The sequence below is a fragment of the Bradyrhizobium sp. USDA 327 genome (assembly GCF_041262065.1).
Classification (GTDB): Bacteria; Pseudomonadota; Alphaproteobacteria; order Rhizobiales; family Xanthobacteraceae; genus Bradyrhizobium; species Bradyrhizobium liaoningense.
This window is the reverse complement of the sequence record NZ_JBGCCW010000001.1, coordinates 7,277,075-7,293,173: the sequence shown is the minus strand read 5'-3', so window position 1 is coordinate 7,293,173 and position 16,099 is coordinate 7,277,075. Positions and strand designations below refer to the sequence as shown.

Sequence of the window (16,099 nt, the reverse complement as noted above, 5' to 3'; positions counted from 1 at the left end):
AGTCTCGAAAAGCGATGCACCAATAATCACTTATCAACATAGCAGCGACAAGCATTTGGAAAATTCGCTCGCACGTCGGGCGCGTGACGAATTTGTAAAAAAATTTTGGCGGTGGCCGAAAATTGTCACACGCTGCGCGACATTCTCGATTCTACGCACGGATTCAAAAACTTGCTTCGGAGCCTGTGAACAACTCACGCGCGGCGTTAACCGAGGTCAAGTTTTTTGACGCCTCAAGTGTGAATCAATTTCGTTGCGAGTCTTTCCGCTTAGTGTATTCCTTAAGTCGTCAGCGGCGCCCACGATCTTCAGACCAGTGCGGTTTAGGAAACGGGGCGAACGTGCAAATCGGCGGCGGTGTGCACGTAGGCGACGCTTCAACAAGCGATGTCGGTTCAAAACCCATAGCAGTATGGGAATGGTAGCTGTTTGTCTGAATGTCTCCAAGCGGGATCTTCCCGCTCGCGCCCGGCGCAACACGAGAGACATCGCAATGCTACCCCGGCACGCAAAGTGGCGAAGTCGAGCGGACGACCAGTACATTGGGCAGGCATCCGCGACAGGAGTACGGCGCGGTTGTCTTCAGGACACGCAGGACCTTGTCGTGAGTGATCACGGCAGGACGGGGAGGTATCATGTCTTACGGACTCAACGCGGTATTGAAGCACGTTTCCTATTCCAACGATGCCGTTCCAGCTCCGTCGGATCTCCAGCCTCCCGCGTGTGACGGAGCGCCTAGTACGCGCTGACCTCGCGACCCCTCCATCCCCAGACATCGCTGATCCGACTTGCGGCGTCCGCGCCGAACGGTCGAGCCTTGCCTGACGATGGACTCGCTTGAGGTCGCGCCACTGCAGGGACCGTGGCAGGAACCCTGCATGGCGCTCACAACGCAACTATATCTCTCGAGAGAAGTTTTCTGACGATGACAATGGAACAGGATCGCTGGTCACGCGTGAAGGGTCGGCTGCGCTCGAGCGTTGGCGAGGACGTTTACACGAGCTGGTTTGCACGCATGGATCTGGAAGGCGTGCAGGACGAGAGCGTGCGGCTATCGGTGCCGACGCGTTTCCTGAAGAGCTGGATCCAGGCCCACTATGCCGAGCGCGTGCTGTCGTGCTGGCAGGCCGAGATGCCGGAGGTGCATCGCATCGACCTCACCGTTCGCACCGCTGTGCGCCCGGTGGTGCAAACGAAGGAAGCGCCCGCGCCGGTCGAGGCGCGCCGCGCGCCGACGCCGGAGCTGCGCTCGACCGCGACCGCGCCGGTCTCGGCCAATCACGACGCGCTCGGCGGCTCGCCGCTCGACCCGCGCCTGACCTTCGCGAGCTTCGTCGTCGGCCGCTCTAACACGCTGGCGCATGCGGCCGCTCGCCAGGTCGCCGAAGGTCGCCGCGGCGACCCCGTGATGTTCAACCCGCTCTACATCCATGCCGGCGTCGGCCTCGGCAAGACGCACCTGCTCCAGGCGGTAACCTGGGCCGGCAATTCCGGCAACGAGCGCAAGGTGCTTTATCTCACCGCTGAAAAATTCATGTACGGCTTCGTCGCCGCGCTGAAGACGCAGACGGCGCTGGCCTTCAAGGAAGCGCTGCGCGGCATCGACGTGCTCGTGATCGACGATCTGCAGTTCCTGCAGGGCAAGTCGACGCAGGCCGAGTTCTGCCACACGCTGAACGCGCTGATCGACGCCGGCCGCCAGGTCGTGATCGCTGCCGACCGTCCGCCGTCCGACCTCGAAAGCCTCGATGACCGCGTGCGCTCGCGTCTCGCAGGCGGGCTCGTGGTCGAGATGGGCTCGCTCGGCGAGGAGCTGCGCCACGGTATCCTCAAGTCGCGCGTCGCAGCTGCCCGCGCCCACCATGCGACGTTCGAGGTGCCTGAGGAGGTGCTGCACTATCTGGCGCGCACCATCACTCATAACGGCCGCGACCTCGAAGGCGCGATCAACCGTCTGCTCGCGCACTCCAAGCTCAACAACCGGCCGGTGACGCTGGAAATGGCGGAGCACGAGGTGCGCGACCTGGTACGGCCGCAGGAGCCGAAGCGGATCAAGATCGAGGACATCCAGCGCGTGGTGGCGCGGCAGTACAATGTCAGCCGCTCCGACCTGTTGTCCTCGCGCCGCACCGCCAACGTGGTCCGCCCGCGCCAGGTGGCGATGTATCTCGCCAAGACGCTGACCTTGCGCTCGCTGCCCGAGATCGGCCGCCGCTTCGGCGGACGCGACCACACCACCGTGCTGCACGCGGTGCGCAAGATCGAGGCGCTGGTCTCCAAGGACACCGCGCTGTCGGAAGAGGTCGAGTCGCTGAAGCGCCAGCTCCAGGAATAAGGGCCTACTTCTTTGGCCTCTGCCCGCCTGCGGCAGGTCAATCGTAGAGGAGGCTCGCGCACACCGGCGGCCCCACAGTGTCATGGCCGGGCTTGTCCCGGCCATCCACGCCTTTCCCTGCGGCACCAAGAACGTGGATGCCCGGGACAAGCCCGGGCATGACGGCTCGATACGGCCGAAACTGCCTGTAAATCGTGGGGAACTGCCTCCGATCCCTTGAATCCGGGGGCCATCCGAGCCACCTTGCGCGACCCTGAAGGCTTTGGTCATATCGGCTGGATCCGGCTTCTCGGGGTCTTCGGTGCCGTGGCGCGCGTCCCGCCGCCCGGCCTTCTCAACGCTGTGTTTTCCTTGGGGATCGGGCGAGTAGTGCAATGAAGGTTACGGTCGAACGCGCGCAACTCCTGAAGTCGCTGGGCCATGTCCACCGCGTGGTCGAGCGCCGCAACACCATTCCCATCCTCGGCAACGTGCTGGTTCGCGCCGAGAACGCGAAATTGTCGCTGAAGGCGACCGACCTCGACCTCGAGGTGACGGAGACGCTGCCGGCGGAAACCGCGACCGCCGGTTCCACCACCGTGCCGGCGCACATGTTCTACGACATCGTGCGCAAGCTGCCCGATGGCTCGCAGATCGTGCTGGAAGCCGACGGCGACCGCGCCGTGCTGGCGATCCGCGCCGGCCGCTCGCGCTTCACGCTGCAGACGCTGCCGGAGAACGATTTCCCGGATCTGGCCGCAGGCGACATGTCGCATTCCTTCTCGCTCGCCGCCAAGGACGTCAAGCGGCTGATCGACCGCACCCAGTTCGCGATCTCCACCGAGGAGACGCGCTACTACCTCAACGGTATCTACCTGCACGCCGCCGGCACGCCGAAGGCCGCCACCCTGCGCGGCGTCGCCACGGACGGCCACCGCCTCGCCCAGCTCGATCTGGTGCAGCCCAAGGGCGCCGAGGGCATGCCCGGGGTCATCGTGCCGCGCAAGACCGTCGGCGAGGTGCAGCGCCTGATCGAGGACACCGACGCCGAGATGACGATCGAGCTGTCTCAGGCCAAGATCCGCTTCACCATCGGTAACGTCGTGCTGACCTCGAAGCTGATCGACGGCACCTTTCCCGATTACGGCCGCGTCATCCCGCAGAACAACGACAAGGAGCTCGTCGTCGACAAGAAGGATTTCGAGAATGCGGTCGACCGCGTCTCCACGATCTCCAGCGAGCGCGGGCGGGCCGTGAAGCTGTCGCTCTCGCCGGGCAAGCTGGTGCTGTCGGTGACCAACCCGGATTCCGGCAGCGCGACCGAGGAGCTCGAGGTCGAATACGCCTCCGACGCCCTCGATATCGGCTTCAACTCCCGTTACCTCCTCGACATCGCCGCCCAGATCGAAGGCGACGTCGCAACCTTGAGGCTCGCCGACCCCGGCTCGCCCACCCTGGTGCAGGACCGCGACGACAAGAGCGCGCTGTATGTGCTGATGCCGATGCGGGTGTGAGACCTACCAACATCCCGACCTATCAACTACATCCGTCATGGCCGGGCTTGTCCCGGCCATCCACGTCTTCGGAGTCCAAGAACGTGGATGCCCGGCATGAGGCCGGGCATGACGAAAAGCGGATCCCATGACCCCCTCCCGCATTCATCGCCTGACGCTGACGCATTTTCGCAATTATCGGGCGGCGGGGCTCGAGACGGCGGCTGACATGGTGGCGCTGGTCGGGCCGAACGGGGCAGGCAAGACCAATTGCATCGAGGCGATCTCGTTCCTGTCGCCGGGGCGGGGTCTAAGGCGCGCGACGCTGGAAGACGTCGCCGACAACCAGGGCGACGGCTCCTGGGCGGTGTCGGCGCAGGTCGAGGGCGCGCTGGGACTCGCGACGCTCGGCACCGGCATCGACGCGCCGCGGCCCGACAGCTCCGTCAGCCGGCGCTGCCGCATCGACCGCGAGCCGGTGGGTTCTGCCAGCGCCTTCGGCGACCACATCCGCATGGTGTGGCTGACGCCGGCGATGGACGGGCTGTTCATGGGCGCAGCCTCCGAACGGCGGCGCTTCTTCGATCGCCTGGTGCTCGCGATCGACAGCGAGCATTCCAGCCGCATCAACGCACTCGAGCGCTCGCTGCGCTCGCGCAACCGCCTGCTGGAGACGCGCAATTACGACGACCATTGGTGTGGCGCGATCGAGCGCGAGACCGCGGAGCTCGCGGTCGCGGTCGCGGCAACGCGCGGCCAGACCGCGGCAAGGCTCACCGGCATGCTGAATGCGCGCGCGCAGGCTTCCGCGTTCCCGTCTGCGCAAATCGCGCTCGACGGCTGGATGGAGAACGCGCTGCTGACTGAGACCGCGACGTCGGTCGAGGACCGCTACCGCCAGATCCTGCGCGACAACCGCCCGCGCGATGCGATTGCCGGCCGCACCACCGACGGCCCGCACCTCACCGATCTGCAGGTCGTCTATGCGCCCAAGAGCATGCCGGCGCGCGATGCCTCCACCGGCGAGCAGAAGGCGCTTCTGATCGGCCTCGTGCTGGCGCATGCGACGCTGGTCGCCGAGATGACCGGCATCGTGCCGCTGCTGCTGCTCGACGAGGTGGTCGCTCATCTCGATCCGAACCGCCGTACGGCGCTGTTCGAGGAGCTGAAGAAGCTCGGCGCGCAGGTGTGGCTGACCGGTGCGGATCCTGCGGCGTTCGCCGAGATCGGCGCGGGCGGCGAAGTCTTTGACGTCGAGAGCGGACGAGTCTCGGCGCGAAGGTAGGCCGCCGCATTGAACCCGCCCGTTTCCATCAGCGACTAGCTGCTTGTGGCTGCCAGAGGCGGCCATCGCGCAGGATTTCAGACGCGCGCGATATCCTTGGAGCACGAGCATGGTGACGGTGGGGCGTGGGGCGCAAGCTCCGGCACGATGGCAGCTTGTTGCGTGCGGTCTCGCTCTCTTCGCGAGCTGCCTGCTCGCGGCCAGCGCCGGCGCCTTCGTGTCGAATCTGCCGGCGCTGTTCTCGGCCGCGCTCACGCTCGATCCCGCTGCCAGGCTGCCTGCGCCGACCCGCTACAGCTATCGTGGGATCCACACCACCGTGATGCCCGGCCTCGAAGAGCCGCTCCGGACCCGGCTCGAAGCCCGCGTGCCCGCAGCGCTCGGCGACGTCCTCGCCTTCTATCGAACCGAGCTTCGAAAGCTCGGTTGGCAGGAACGGCAGGATGGCGCGGTGGTCACCGCCGATCACGCGCGCCTCGCCTTCGTCTCCCCGATGGGGCCAGCAACGCTGGAGCTCGATCGCAACGGCGGCAGCACCGCGGTGCATCTCGTGCAGAAGAATTCGGATGTCGCGACCCGTGCAAACGTCCTGCCCGAACCCGGCCAGGCCAAGCTGGTGTTCAGCAATATCGGCGAGAACGAAGCCGTGCTCGAGATCAGCGAGCGGACCATCCCGCGCCCCGCCGGCGCCAACGCCGTCGCGCTGGACCTCGTGCCCGGCAAATACTCCTACGCACTGAGCGTGCCGGGCCGCCCGGCCACCACGAACGTGCTCACAGTTACGGCCGGCGATACCTGGGAGCTCACAGTCGGACGCGACGGAGCGGCGTGGCCGCCGCTCCAGCTGTATTGAGCCCTGCCTGCGCGCACCGCGCAGCTCCTGCGCCGCCTGTTGAACCTGGCCGGTTCCTGCAGCGACTTCTCGTCTGAGGCCGCGCCGATGGTGCCGCAGCCTGCAATTGCGCGGACTTTAAGCCGCGCCCAAATCCGGAGCTTTGACGATGCCGATGATCCGGCGCGGGGCGCAAGTCCCGGCAAGATGGCTGCTGCTTGCCTGCGGCATTCTCGCGATGGCGGGCGCCCCACGTCCCGCGAGCGCAGCCGACGAGGGCATCGTCTACGTCCATACCCTGCCGCGGCTGGACGGCGCGGTGGAGGATACTTCCCGCCCGGACGCCTACCGTGTGACGTACACCGTGCCGACCGGGGTTGCCGCCGCGTCGGAAGCGGCGAAGAAGCTGCTGAGCGCGGACGGCTGGGTGCCCTATGTGTATCCGCTGGACGAGAAGAGCTCCACGCTGACCTTCAAGAAGGGACGGCAGGGGCTCCGTGCCTCCTTCACGCAGGCCCGCGGCCAGTCCGCCGTGTCCTACACGCCGAACCGGATCTATTCCAACGTGCCGTTTCCGGACGGCGCGACCGAACTCGTGTTCGACGAGACCCGGCCCTATCTCGGCTGCATCGCGCCCGGCGCGCTCGATGCGACCTCGGCCTTCTTCGCCAAGGAGATGGCGGCGATGGGATGGCGCAAGCTCACGCCCGAGACCGCGGCGCGCTGGCCGAACGCCGATCTCGCCGAGACGGTGCCGAACGGCATGCGCGTCTTCTACGACCATCCCGACGGCGACATGACGCAGTTCTACAAGCAGAAGCCGGTCATGCTGACCCTGACGCGCCGCGACGATGGAAGGACCAATGTCGAGATCCGGGTGGCGCCGTTCGCGCTGCCGGAGGTGCTTCAGGCCGACGACGACATGGCCGGCCTGCCGCGCCCCAAGCCGACCAAATCTGCAAGGGGCCTTGGCGGCGCAAGCTCCAACAAGCGCGAGATCTCGGCCGCCGCGATGGCCGAGCTGCCTGCCGTGCTCGCCTTCTATCGTCGCGAGCTCGCCGCGCGTGGCTGGCAGGAGGATGGCAACGCGCCCCTCGCACCCGGCGACGAAGTCGCGATCAGGATTTCCTCGGCAGAAGAAACCGGCGTGCTGCGACTCGGCCGCAAATACGATTTCACCATGATCAGCCTGGCCGCGCAGGTGAAGGAATCAGCGCTTGCCGCCCGCGCCAAGGCGAAGAGGGAGGCCGACGAGAAGTTCCTTGGCGATGCGTTGGGCGCGGCCCAGCAGCTCATTGCCGCTGATGAGGCGAGGCGCAAGGCGCAGGCGGCTTCCCTGTCCGATGCGCCGCTCAATGCGCTCGCCGACGGCAAGACGCCGGTGCCGCTGCCCGAGACCGCCGAGAGCGTGACGTTCGAGGGCGGCGACGGCCGGCTCGAATTCTCGTCCACGTCGACCGTGAAAGCGCTCAGCACGTTCTACCGCACGACGCTGAAGAGCTCGGGCTGGAAGGAGCAGCCCTCCGTCATCAACCAGCCCAACATGGCGGTGATGACGTTCTCCAGGGGCGGCAAGTCGATCTCGATGACCGTGATGCAGATGGGTCCGAAGTTGAATGTCCGCGCCAATGGATCGGGCCTGGTGACGGAAGCGGCCAAGCCTGCGCCCAGCGCGGAGGTGGAGGTGCAGGCCAAATCGTCCGAGCCGCTCAAGCCCGATCCCGACTCCCAACTGCCCGTGCCGACACAGCGTTCGCTAAAATCGTTCGCCACCACAAAGATGCCGGGCAACGAGGCGCCGTTCCGCCGCGAGCTGACGGCCAGCATCCCGGCATCGCTCGGCGACGTCCTCGCCTTCTACCGTGCGGAGCTGTCCAGGCTCGGCTGGCGGGAGAAGAACAACGGCGCGGCTGTGTCCGCAGAACGCGCGCAGATCGACTTCACCTCGCCACAAGGCCCGGCCGTGCTCAGGCTCGGCCGTGCCAAGGGCGAGACCACGGTCAATCTGGCGCAGAAGAATTCGGATGCCGCGGCCAAGGCCGACATCATGCCGAAGGCGGGACAGGCAAGGCTCGTGCTCGGAAATATGGGATCCAGCGAAGCCTCGCTGACGATCAACAAGCAGACGGTGAAGATCGCGGCCGGCGCAGGCGGCCCGCAATCGCCGAAAGGCCCGATGCTCGACCTGCCGCCCGGCAAGTACCAGTACGCGCTGCGCCTGTCCGGACGCCCGGCCCGCACCGAAGCGCTGACCGTTGCCGCCGGCGAGGCCTGGGGCCTTTTGGTAGGCCCGAGCGGAGACGTGCTGCCGCTTCAGATGTACTGAGGCCTACACCAAGCCGGTGCGCAACCTCTCCCGCTTGCAGGCGGGAGAGGTTGCACCGAGCCAGTGGCCCGACCAAGTCACCAAGAGCCCGGAACCACCGTTCCCGGCCCGCAAAATCCACGTCTTGCAAGACGCAGATCGAGCCTCCGAATCGCGCTTTTTGCAGTGCCGGAAATAGCCCTCCAAAAGCCTTGAAAACCGGCCTAAAAACCCTATCTGTTCAAAGGGTTGCCGGGAGATACTTTGCGCTAGGCGCAAGCGGTCTTTCGTGGCACAAATAGCCCCGCAAATCAGCGCCTTTTGCGCCGCTGATTCGGGCGACATCTCGAAGGCCTCTCATGACAGAACCTGCTCGGCAGCCTGCTGCCGAAAACGAGCCCTCCACCGCGAGCGAATACGGGGCGGAATCGATCCGCGTGCTCAAGGGTCTGGACGCCGTCCGCAAGCGCCCGGGCATGTATATCGGCGACACCGACGACGGCTCGGGCCTGCACCACATGGTCTACGAGGTCGTCGACAACGCGATCGACGAAGCGCTCGCGGGCCATGCAACGCGAGTCGAGGTGATCCTCAATTCCGACAATTCCGTCACCGTGCGCGATGACGGCCGCGGCATTCCCGTCGACATCCACAAGGGCGAAGGCATCTCGGCGGCCGAGGTCATCATGACCCAGCTGCACGCCGGCGGTAAGTTCGACCAGAACTCCTACAAGGTCTCCGGCGGTCTGCACGGCGTCGGCGTCTCCGTCGTCAACGCGCTGTCGAGCAAGCTCGGCCTGCGCATCTGGCGCGACAACAAGGAGCACTATATCGAGTTCGCCCATGGCGATGCCGTCGCACCGCTGAAGGTGGTCGGCGACGCGCCGGGCAGGCGCGGCACCGAGGTGACGTTCCTGGCCTCGACCGAGACGTTCAAGAACATCGAATACGATTTTGCCACGCTCGAGCACCGCCTGCGCGAGCTCGCCTTCCTCAATTCCGGCGTCAACATCGTCCTCTCCGACATGCGTCATGCGGTCGAGAAGCGCGAGGAGATGCACTATTCCGGCGGCGTCGAGGAATTCGTCAAATATCTCGACCGCAACAAGAAGGCGATCGTGCCGGCGCCGATCATGGTGCGCTCGGAAGCCAACGGCATCGGCGTCGAGGCCGCGTTGTGGTGGAACGACAGCTACCACGAGAACGTGCTGTGCTTCACCAACAACATCCCGCAGCGGGACGGCGGCACCCATCTCGCCGGTTTCCGCGGCGCGCTGACGCGCCAGGTCAACGGCTATGCCGAGGCCAACGCCAAGAAGGAAAAGATCGCGCTGACCGGCGATGACTGCCGCGAAGGTCTCACCGCCGTTTTGTCGGTGAAGGTGCCCGATCCGAAATTCTCGTCGCAGACCAAGGACAAGCTGGTGTCCTCGGAAGTGCGCCCCGTGGTCGAGAACGTCCTCAACGAGGCGCTTCAGGCCTGGTTCGAGGAGCACCCGAGCGAAGCCAGGATGATCGTCGGCAAGGTGATCCAGGCGGCGGCGGCCCGTGAAGCTGCGCGAAAAGCGCGCGAGCTGACCCGCAAGAGCCCGCTTTCCGTCTCCTCGCTGCCCGGCAAGCTCGCCGACTGCCAGGAAAAGGATCCGGCCAAGTCCGAACTCTTCATCGTCGAGGGCGACTCGGCAGGCGGCAGCGCCAAGCAGGGCCGCAACCGCGAATTCCAGGCGGTGCTGCCGCTGCGCGGCAAGATCCTCAACGTCGAACGCGTGCGTCCCGACAAGATGCTCTCGTCGGAGCAGATCGGCACCTTGATCACCGCGCTCGGCACCGGCATCAGCGACGAATTCTCGATCGAGAAGCTGCGCTATCACAAGATCATCGTGATGACGGACGCCGACGTCGACGGCGCCCACATCCGCACGCTGCTGCTCACCTTCTTCTACCGCCAGATGCGCGAAATCATCGACGGCGGCTATCTCTATATCGCCCAGCCGCCGCTCTATAAGGTCAGCAGAGGCAAGTCCGAGCAGTACCTGAAGGACGAACGGGCCCTGGAAGACTATCTGATCGACACCGGCCTCGACGACTGCGTCTTCATTTCCGGCGCCGGCGGCGACCGCACCGGGCGCGACTTGCGTTCGCTGGTCGACGACGCCCGCGTCGTCCGCAGCATCCTGCGCAATCTGCACAGCCGCTACAATCGCAAGGTGATCGAGCAGGCCGCGATAACGGGCGTGCTGAACAAGGCGATCTACGGCGATCCAGAGAAGGCTGCGGCGGCAGCGCAATATATCGCGAGCCGGCTGGACAACCAGGCGGAGGAGGTCGAGCGCGGCTGGATCGGGCAATATGTGGAAGGCCAGGGCTTCCAGTTCGAGCGCACCGTGCGCGGCGTCAAGGAAGCCGCTGTCATCGACGCCGCCTTCCTGGGGTCCGCGGAGGCGCGCAAGCTCGACGAGTACACCGTGAAGCTTCAGGACGTCTACGCCCGCCCCGGCAAGCTCAGGCGCAAGGACGTCGAGCACATGGTCTACGGCCCGGTCGACCTGTTCGAGGCCGTCACCGACGCCGGCCGCAAGGGCGTCACGCTGCAGCGCTACAAAGGTCTCGGCGAGATGAACCCGGAGCAGCTCTGGGAGACCACGCTCGACACCGACGCGCGTTCGCTGCTCCAGGTGAAGGTCAAGGAGGTCGACGAGGCCGACGACATCTTCACCAAGCTGATGGGCGACGTGGTCGAGCCGCGCCGCGACTTCATCCAGGAACATTCGCTCAGCGCGACGATCGATATCTGAGGCCGGTGGCTTTGGGTTTCGAACTGCCTGCCACAGGCTCGCTGCAACCTCTCCCGCTTGCGGGGGAGGTCGGCGCGAAGCGCCGGGTGGGGGCTCTATCCACCCAGGGACTATCTCGATCGCGGAGACACCCCCCACCCCAACCCTCCCCCGCAAGCGGGAGAGGGGGCGCACCACCTTCGTGGCAACACCGAACGTACAGCGCAGCCGTCTCCTGAACCTCACCACCCGCTGTCGCGACGAAGTGGCATGAACCCGCGGGCCCGTTGCGGGCCGGGAAGCGTCGCGCCATGTCCGCCTCTGCAACGACCATTTCCACCGTGCCCTCCCGCCCGTCTCGGCATCGTCGGCAGCATCGTCGGGGTGCTGGCACTGATCGCCGCCGTGCTGCCGCACTGGGTCGTGCCGCTGCTCTATCCGCCGCCGCCGGCTGACAAGGTGATTGTCGATACCGGTCACCGCCTGAAGGACGGTCTGATCGCGCGTGTCAAAGGCGTCGAATATCAAGCGCCGCCGCGCGAGAAATCGACGGGAAGCCAGTTGAGGGAGGCATCCTCCATCGGCGCGATCTCGCTCGGCCTGCTCGCCATCCTGTTATCGGTTCTCGCCCTGGTGTTTCGCGAAGAGAGGCTGCTGGCCGGCGTGGCAGCCGCACTGGGGGCCGGCGCCATCGCCGTCGAGATCTCCTTCCTGGCGATGGGCGTCTTGATGCTGATCGTGATCCTTTATGTGGTGGCGAATATCATCGGCTTGTTCTAAACGCCGGTGCAGCGGGCCTCTTCGGGGCCGGCAGCGGCCCACGGCCACGACAAGTGCAGAATTGCTACCCTGCTCAATTCTCGGTAGTTTCCGCCTCCGAAGCAGCCCACCCACCACAACAGGACAGCGAGAGACCAAGTGGCGCCCATCCAATACATCGTCGAGGGCGGTCACCGGCTCTCGGGCTCGATCGAGCCGTCCGGCAACAAGAACTCGGCGCTGCCCATCATCGCCGCCGCGCTGCTCACCGAGCATCCGGTGACGCTTCACAACGTGCCACGGATTCGCGACACCGAGACGCTGGTCGAGCTGATCCGCTCGGTCGGCGCATCGGCGGAATGGACCGACCGCAACACGCTGGTGATTCACGCCAAGAGCATCCGCGCCGCCGATCTCGACCCCGAGCTCTGCGTGCGCATTCGCGCCTCGATCCTGCTCGCGGGGCCCCTGCTCGCCCGCTGCGGCGAAGTGATGCTGCCGCCGCCCGGCGGCGACGTCATCGGCCGGCGCCGGCTCGACACCCATGTGCTGGCCCTGGAGCAGCTGGGGGCAAAGGTCACCGCGACCGACCGGCTCGAATTCCGCGCGCCCAAGCTCGCCGGCGCGGACGTGTTCCTTGACGAGCCCAGCGTCACCGCGACCGAGAATGCGCTGGTCGCGGCGGTCGCCGCCGACGGCGTCACCCATTTGCGCAACGCGGCCTCCGAGCCGCATGTGCAGGACCTCGCCAATTTCCTGGTCGCGCTCGGCGCCAGGATCGAAGGCATCGGCACCAACACCATGATCGTGCACGGGCCGGCAACGCTGGGGGAAACGACTTACCGGATCCAGCCCGACCACATCGAGGTCGGCTCGCTGATCGGCCTTGCCGCGGTGACGCGCTCGCCGCTACGCATCACGCGCGCCGGCATCGAGCATCTGCGCTCGATCCGCATGGGTTTCGAGCGGCTCGGCATCGTCTGCCGCGTCGAGGGCGACGATCTCATCGTACCCTCGAACCAGACGCTGAAGATCCAGGACGATTTCGGCGGCCATGTGCCCAAGCTGGAGGACCAGCCCTGGCCGGCGTTCCCGGCCGACCTGATGTCGATCGCGATCGTCACCGCCACGCAATGCGAGGGCGTGATCCTGATGTTCGAGAAGATGTTCGAATCGCGGATGTTCTTCGTCGACAAGCTGATCGCGATGGGCGCCCGCATCGTCTTGTGCGACCCGCACCGCGCCATCATCGCCGGCCCCAGCCGCCTGCACGGCGCGACGATGACGTCGCCGGACATTCGCGCCGGCATGGCGATGCTGCTCGCCGCGGTGTGCGCCGAGGGCACCTCGACCATCAACAACGCCGACCAGATCGAGCGCGGCTATGAGCGCATCGAGGAACGGCTGAACGCGCTTGGGGCGAAGATCAAGCGCGTGCCGGCGCGTACCTGAAGCGCGATGCGATTGGAACGGATCGTCATCGCGCTGTGGGTCGTCGTTCGAGCATGATCCTTTCGGACGACCGCTGCGCGCTCTTCCGGATCATGCTCAGCCCACCATCCTATTTTGGCGGGTTCGCGTCGAACGCCTGTTTGCAGGCCGCGGACAAGCTCGCGTAATTGTCCCCGAGGCATTTGCGAATGCGGCCGCCGCCTGGCATCGTTCCCGCGCAGAGGCGCGAATAGTCCGCCTTGCAGGCCTGCTTTGCCTCGTTCCGCGCGTTCTGCGCGGAAGCTTGCGAAAGAAACAGCACCAGCAGTGCGATCAAGCTCGCGGCCGCAAGAGCCGCACGCACATAGACGGGAGCCCGGCGCGAGAAACTCACCGCCGGTCCGCTTGCCGCCCTGCCAAATCGTTGCACCATATCATCTCCACCAATTCGCAGACATCGATGTAGGTGATACGTCTGGACGGACCGAATCCCTCGTTCACCCTGCCAGATTCAGCGAAAATAGCCGCCGACGAGTTGGCGGCGTCCTTTCGGTGAAATTCGCTCCAGCATCTCGACGAAGGTTGCGACGACGAGGTCACCTATCTTCAGCCGCTTGTCGCGGGCATCCTTCACGGCCGCTTCCAGCTCGGCCCTGTCCAGATTCGTCTGCGCCGCGGTCTTCATGGCCTTCATCAGCGCATGCCGGTACTCGGTCTGGAGAGGGAGCAGCTCGGCCTCCTTGCCCTGATAAATGGTCCACAGGATCTCTGCGTCTTCCTTCGGCAATCTCTCCGCCACACGCTCGATCATCCGGAGCGGCGCTCCGGCGCCCGGCAGGAAGCCGCCGGGCTGCAGCCATTGCACCGAGACATAGGTGAACAGGATGACGTTGAGGCAGAGCGACAGCAGCACGAGCGCTCGCAAAGGAGTGGACGATTCTCGCCAGAACTTCATTGCACCGATCCAAAACCGATTGCGTAGACGTCGAAGACGCCGCTCATGACGGACAAGGGGTCCGACGGCGGATGAACATAGGGAATCGCCCCCGCCAGCCACACGCCTACCATCACGGAGCAGGCGAGGCTTGCGGCGGGAACGAGAGCCGGCCAACGCAGCAGGCGGCGATGCCACGGCGGCCGATGCTGCTGCGGCATCGCGGCCAGTCTTTGCAGGACAAGCAAGCTTGAACGATCCGCCCTTTCCGTCTCGATCTCCGGGGCGACCGCAAGGAGGCGGTCGAGGCGCGCCTGCTGATCCAGGACGGCTGCCCCTTCCGCACTCGCCGCAAATCGCCGCGCGGCCTCACGCGTCGCCGCGGGCCAGCGCTCGACATCGCCTCCCCACGTCTCGGCCAATCGTCTGAACTGATCGGGCGTCATGCGTAGCTCCCCGTGTCTTGTATTTTCTGAACATTTGCCTTGAGCGCAGTGCGGGCGCGGCCCAGCAGCGATTCGAACGCCTTGGCGCTGAGGTTCATCGCCTTCGCTGCCTCCTCGCCGCTCAATCCCTCCATGTGGAAGAGCGCGATCGCGCCGCGTTGGCGGTCCGACAGTGCGAGCATTGCGCGGTTGAGAAGGCGGAACTCCTCATCGGCGATCAGCCGCTCGACCGCGTGCGGCCCAGTATCGGGCACATCGCCAGCCGCATCGAGAGGCTGGAACGTACGCCGCCTCGTGCGGTCGAACGTCAGGTTGAGGACGATGCGGTAGAGCCAGGTCGTGAACTTCGCAACCTGCGGATCGAACGATGCCGCGTGAGTCCAGACGCGCATGAACGCCTCCTGACCGATGTCGTCGGCCTCGACCGGATCGCGGACGATCCGCTCCGCGACCCGCAGCGCCCGCGGCATGTGACGCCGCATGAGGATACGAAACGCCTGCTGCCGCCGCGCCGAAACCTCCGCCATCAAGGCCTCGTCCGATGGCTCTTCCATCATCTCGATCTGTTGCCCTGGCCTGCGGCCATCGTTGCTGCGGAGTGCGAGCCGGCCTCGGCCAGGAGAGATATGCCGCATTGCCGGCACGCACCGCCGCTTCAATTGAGGTACCTGCGGCAACAAGCCGCGACCGCCCCGGTCAAAAGCGCCAATACACGCCGGCTCGAACGGTATGCGTATCGAGCCTGGATTCGCGCTCACCGAAAGCGGTCGCCCCGACCGTCTGTGCTCCGAGCGTCTTTGATCCGTAATTGTCATAGAGATATTCGAGCCGGAGCGACGCCGGCCGGGCGAAGCGGAATTCCGCGCCCGCTCCGATCGACCAGCCGATTCGGGTGTCGCTCCAGTTCGCAACAGTGCCGCTCGCATTGTCGAACGCCTTGCTCTCGACGCCTGCGATCGCAAGGCCGCCGCTGGCGAACAGCAGCATCCGGTCGAACGCGTAGCCGATGCGCCCACGCAGATGGCTATTCCAGTTGACGGCGGATTGCAGCTGCGTGACGGCGGGGGTCGGCGCAAAGCCGGTATCGATGGTCGCGCGCGCATCGACGAAGTTCACATCGCCCTCGATGCCGGCGACGATCCGGCCCCATTGCGCCGCGAAGCCGGCCGTGGCGCCTACCGTGGCTCCCTTGGGATCGACGAAATGAAATTCACCGGTGGTGGGAAACGAGACCTCGGAGCGGCCCGACAGATAGCCGGCCTGGACGCCGAAATAGGGCCCGGCCCAGCTCAAGAGAGCCGCCGACGCGGCCTGGGCTTGCGGCGGGGGTGAGACAGGCAGCCTCAGATCGGCCGCCGCGACGTGGCCAGCACCCATGGCAGAACCGATGACCACCGCGGCGAGCGTCAGTCCAAATCGCGCTATCATGCTCAAATTCCCAATCTGAGACCGGCGGAAGTTCGCCGCACATGACGAATACGGCGCAAGCCACACTTTCCTTCGCTCAGCGCGCGCTTTTTTCCGGC

Annotated in this window: 13 protein-coding genes; 8 read left to right on the top strand and 5 right to left on the bottom strand. The window is 65.7% G+C overall.

Annotated features, from left to right (window positions below; all coding sequences use genetic code 11):
• Positions 1 to 925: 925 nt before the first annotated feature.
• The 8 genes from dnaA (at position 926) to murA (ending at position 13,214) form a co-directional block, all read left to right on the top strand.
• Complete coding sequence (gene dnaA / locus ABIA42_RS34430) at positions 926 to 2,335, top strand: chromosomal replication initiator protein DnaA (RefSeq protein ID WP_370116821.1); 1,410 nt, start codon at positions 926 to 928, stop codon at positions 2,333 to 2,335.
• A gap of 374 nt (positions 2,336 to 2,709) precedes the next feature.
• A complete protein-coding gene (dnaN, locus tag ABIA42_RS34425; protein WP_028178123.1) occupies positions 2,710 to 3,828 on the top strand; it encodes a DNA polymerase III subunit beta in 1,119 nt (372 codons plus the stop codon).
• Positions 3,829 to 3,955: 127 nt separating this feature from the next.
• On the top strand, positions 3,956 to 5,092 hold the full coding sequence (gene recF, locus ABIA42_RS34420; RefSeq protein WP_271527952.1) for a DNA replication/repair protein RecF: 1,137 nt from the start codon (positions 3,956 to 3,958) through the stop codon (positions 5,090 to 5,092).
• 109 nt (positions 5,093 to 5,201) lie between these two features.
• Positions 5,202 to 5,945 carry a hypothetical protein gene (locus ABIA42_RS34415; RefSeq protein ID WP_370116826.1) on the top strand — a complete coding sequence of 248 codons (744 nt, stop codon included), beginning with the start codon at positions 5,202 to 5,204 and terminating at the stop codon, positions 5,943 to 5,945.
• A gap of 148 nt (positions 5,946 to 6,093) precedes the next feature.
• A complete protein-coding gene (locus ABIA42_RS34410) occupies positions 6,094 to 8,250 on the top strand; it encodes a hypothetical protein (RefSeq protein WP_370116829.1) in 2,157 nt (718 codons plus the stop codon).
• Positions 8,251 to 8,588: 338 nt separating this feature from the next.
• Entirely contained in the window at positions 8,589 to 11,024 is a 2,436-nt protein-coding gene (gene gyrB / locus ABIA42_RS34405) for a DNA topoisomerase (ATP-hydrolyzing) subunit B (RefSeq protein WP_370116831.1), read from the top strand.
• Between the two features lie 363 nt (positions 11,025 to 11,387).
• On the top strand, positions 11,388 to 11,783 hold the full coding sequence (locus tag ABIA42_RS34400) for a hypothetical protein (RefSeq protein ID WP_370157192.1): 396 nt from the start codon (positions 11,388 to 11,390) through the stop codon (positions 11,781 to 11,783).
• Positions 11,784 to 11,921: 138 nt separating this feature from the next.
• Positions 11,922 to 13,214, top strand: coding sequence for a UDP-N-acetylglucosamine 1-carboxyvinyltransferase (gene murA / locus ABIA42_RS34395; RefSeq protein ID WP_370116837.1), 1,293 nt, complete (start codon positions 11,922 to 11,924; stop codon positions 13,212 to 13,214).
• A gap of 109 nt (positions 13,215 to 13,323) precedes the next feature.
• Here murA and ABIA42_RS34390 read toward each other — a convergent pair whose 3' ends face one another.
• The 5 genes from ABIA42_RS34390 to ABIA42_RS34370 all read right to left on the bottom strand — a co-directional run bounded on the left by ABIA42_RS34390 (position 13,324) and on the right by ABIA42_RS34370 (position 16,001).
• Positions 13,324 to 13,626, bottom strand: a complete 303-nt coding sequence (locus ABIA42_RS34390; protein ID WP_271527945.1) for a hypothetical protein — start codon at positions 13,624 to 13,626, stop codon at positions 13,324 to 13,326.
• 78 nt (positions 13,627 to 13,704) lie between these two features.
• Positions 13,705 to 14,148: a periplasmic heavy metal sensor gene (locus ABIA42_RS34385; RefSeq protein ID WP_370116840.1), complete on the bottom strand. Its 444-nt coding sequence runs from the start codon at positions 14,146 to 14,148 to the stop codon at positions 13,705 to 13,707.
• Positions 14,145 to 14,573, bottom strand: a complete 429-nt coding sequence (locus ABIA42_RS34380) for a hypothetical protein (RefSeq protein WP_271527943.1) — start codon at positions 14,571 to 14,573, stop codon at positions 14,145 to 14,147. Before ABIA42_RS34380 ends, ABIA42_RS34385 begins: the two co-directional genes overlap by 4 nt.
• Positions 14,570 to 15,100: an RNA polymerase sigma factor gene (locus tag ABIA42_RS34375; protein ID WP_370116843.1), complete on the bottom strand. Its 531-nt coding sequence runs from the start codon at positions 15,098 to 15,100 to the stop codon at positions 14,570 to 14,572. Before ABIA42_RS34375 ends, ABIA42_RS34380 begins: the two co-directional genes overlap by 4 nt.
• 169 nt (positions 15,101 to 15,269) lie before the next feature.
• Complete coding sequence (locus ABIA42_RS34370) at positions 15,270 to 16,001, bottom strand: outer membrane protein (protein WP_370116846.1); 732 nt, start codon at positions 15,999 to 16,001, stop codon at positions 15,270 to 15,272.
• Between the last annotated feature and the right edge of the window lie 98 nt (positions 16,002 to 16,099).

Bases quoted from the DNA above. Each gene is read 5' to 3' on its own strand.
- ABIA42_RS34380 (WP_271527943.1), bottom strand. From the start codon at position 14,573: ATGACGCCCGATCAGTTCAGACGATTGGCCGAGACGTGGGGAGGCGAT.
- dnaN (WP_028178123.1), top strand. From the start codon at position 2,710: ATGAAGGTTACGGTCGAACGCGCGCAACTCCTGAAGTCGCTGGGCCAT.
- ABIA42_RS34375 (WP_370116843.1), bottom strand. From the start codon at position 15,100: ATGGCGGAGGTTTCGGCGCGGCGGCAGCAGGCGTTTCGTATCCTCATG.
- ABIA42_RS34370 (WP_370116846.1), bottom strand. From the start codon at position 16,001: ATGATAGCGCGATTTGGACTGACGCTCGCCGCGGTGGTCATCGGTTCT.
- gyrB (WP_370116831.1), top strand. From the start codon at position 8,589: ATGACAGAACCTGCTCGGCAGCCTGCTGCCGAAAACGAGCCCTCCACC.
- dnaA (WP_370116821.1), top strand. From the start codon at position 926: ATGACAATGGAACAGGATCGCTGGTCACGCGTGAAGGGTCGGCTGCGC.
- ABIA42_RS34390 (WP_271527945.1), bottom strand. From the start codon at position 13,626: ATGGTGCAACGATTTGGCAGGGCGGCAAGCGGACCGGCGGTGAGTTTC.
- ABIA42_RS34415 (WP_370116826.1), top strand. From the start codon at position 5,202: ATGGTGACGGTGGGGCGTGGGGCGCAAGCTCCGGCACGATGGCAGCTT.
- ABIA42_RS34385 (WP_370116840.1), bottom strand. From the start codon at position 14,148: ATGAAGTTCTGGCGAGAATCGTCCACTCCTTTGCGAGCGCTCGTGCTG.
- ABIA42_RS34410 (WP_370116829.1), top strand. From the start codon at position 6,094: ATGCCGATGATCCGGCGCGGGGCGCAAGTCCCGGCAAGATGGCTGCTG.
- recF (WP_271527952.1), top strand. From the start codon at position 3,956: ATGACCCCCTCCCGCATTCATCGCCTGACGCTGACGCATTTTCGCAAT.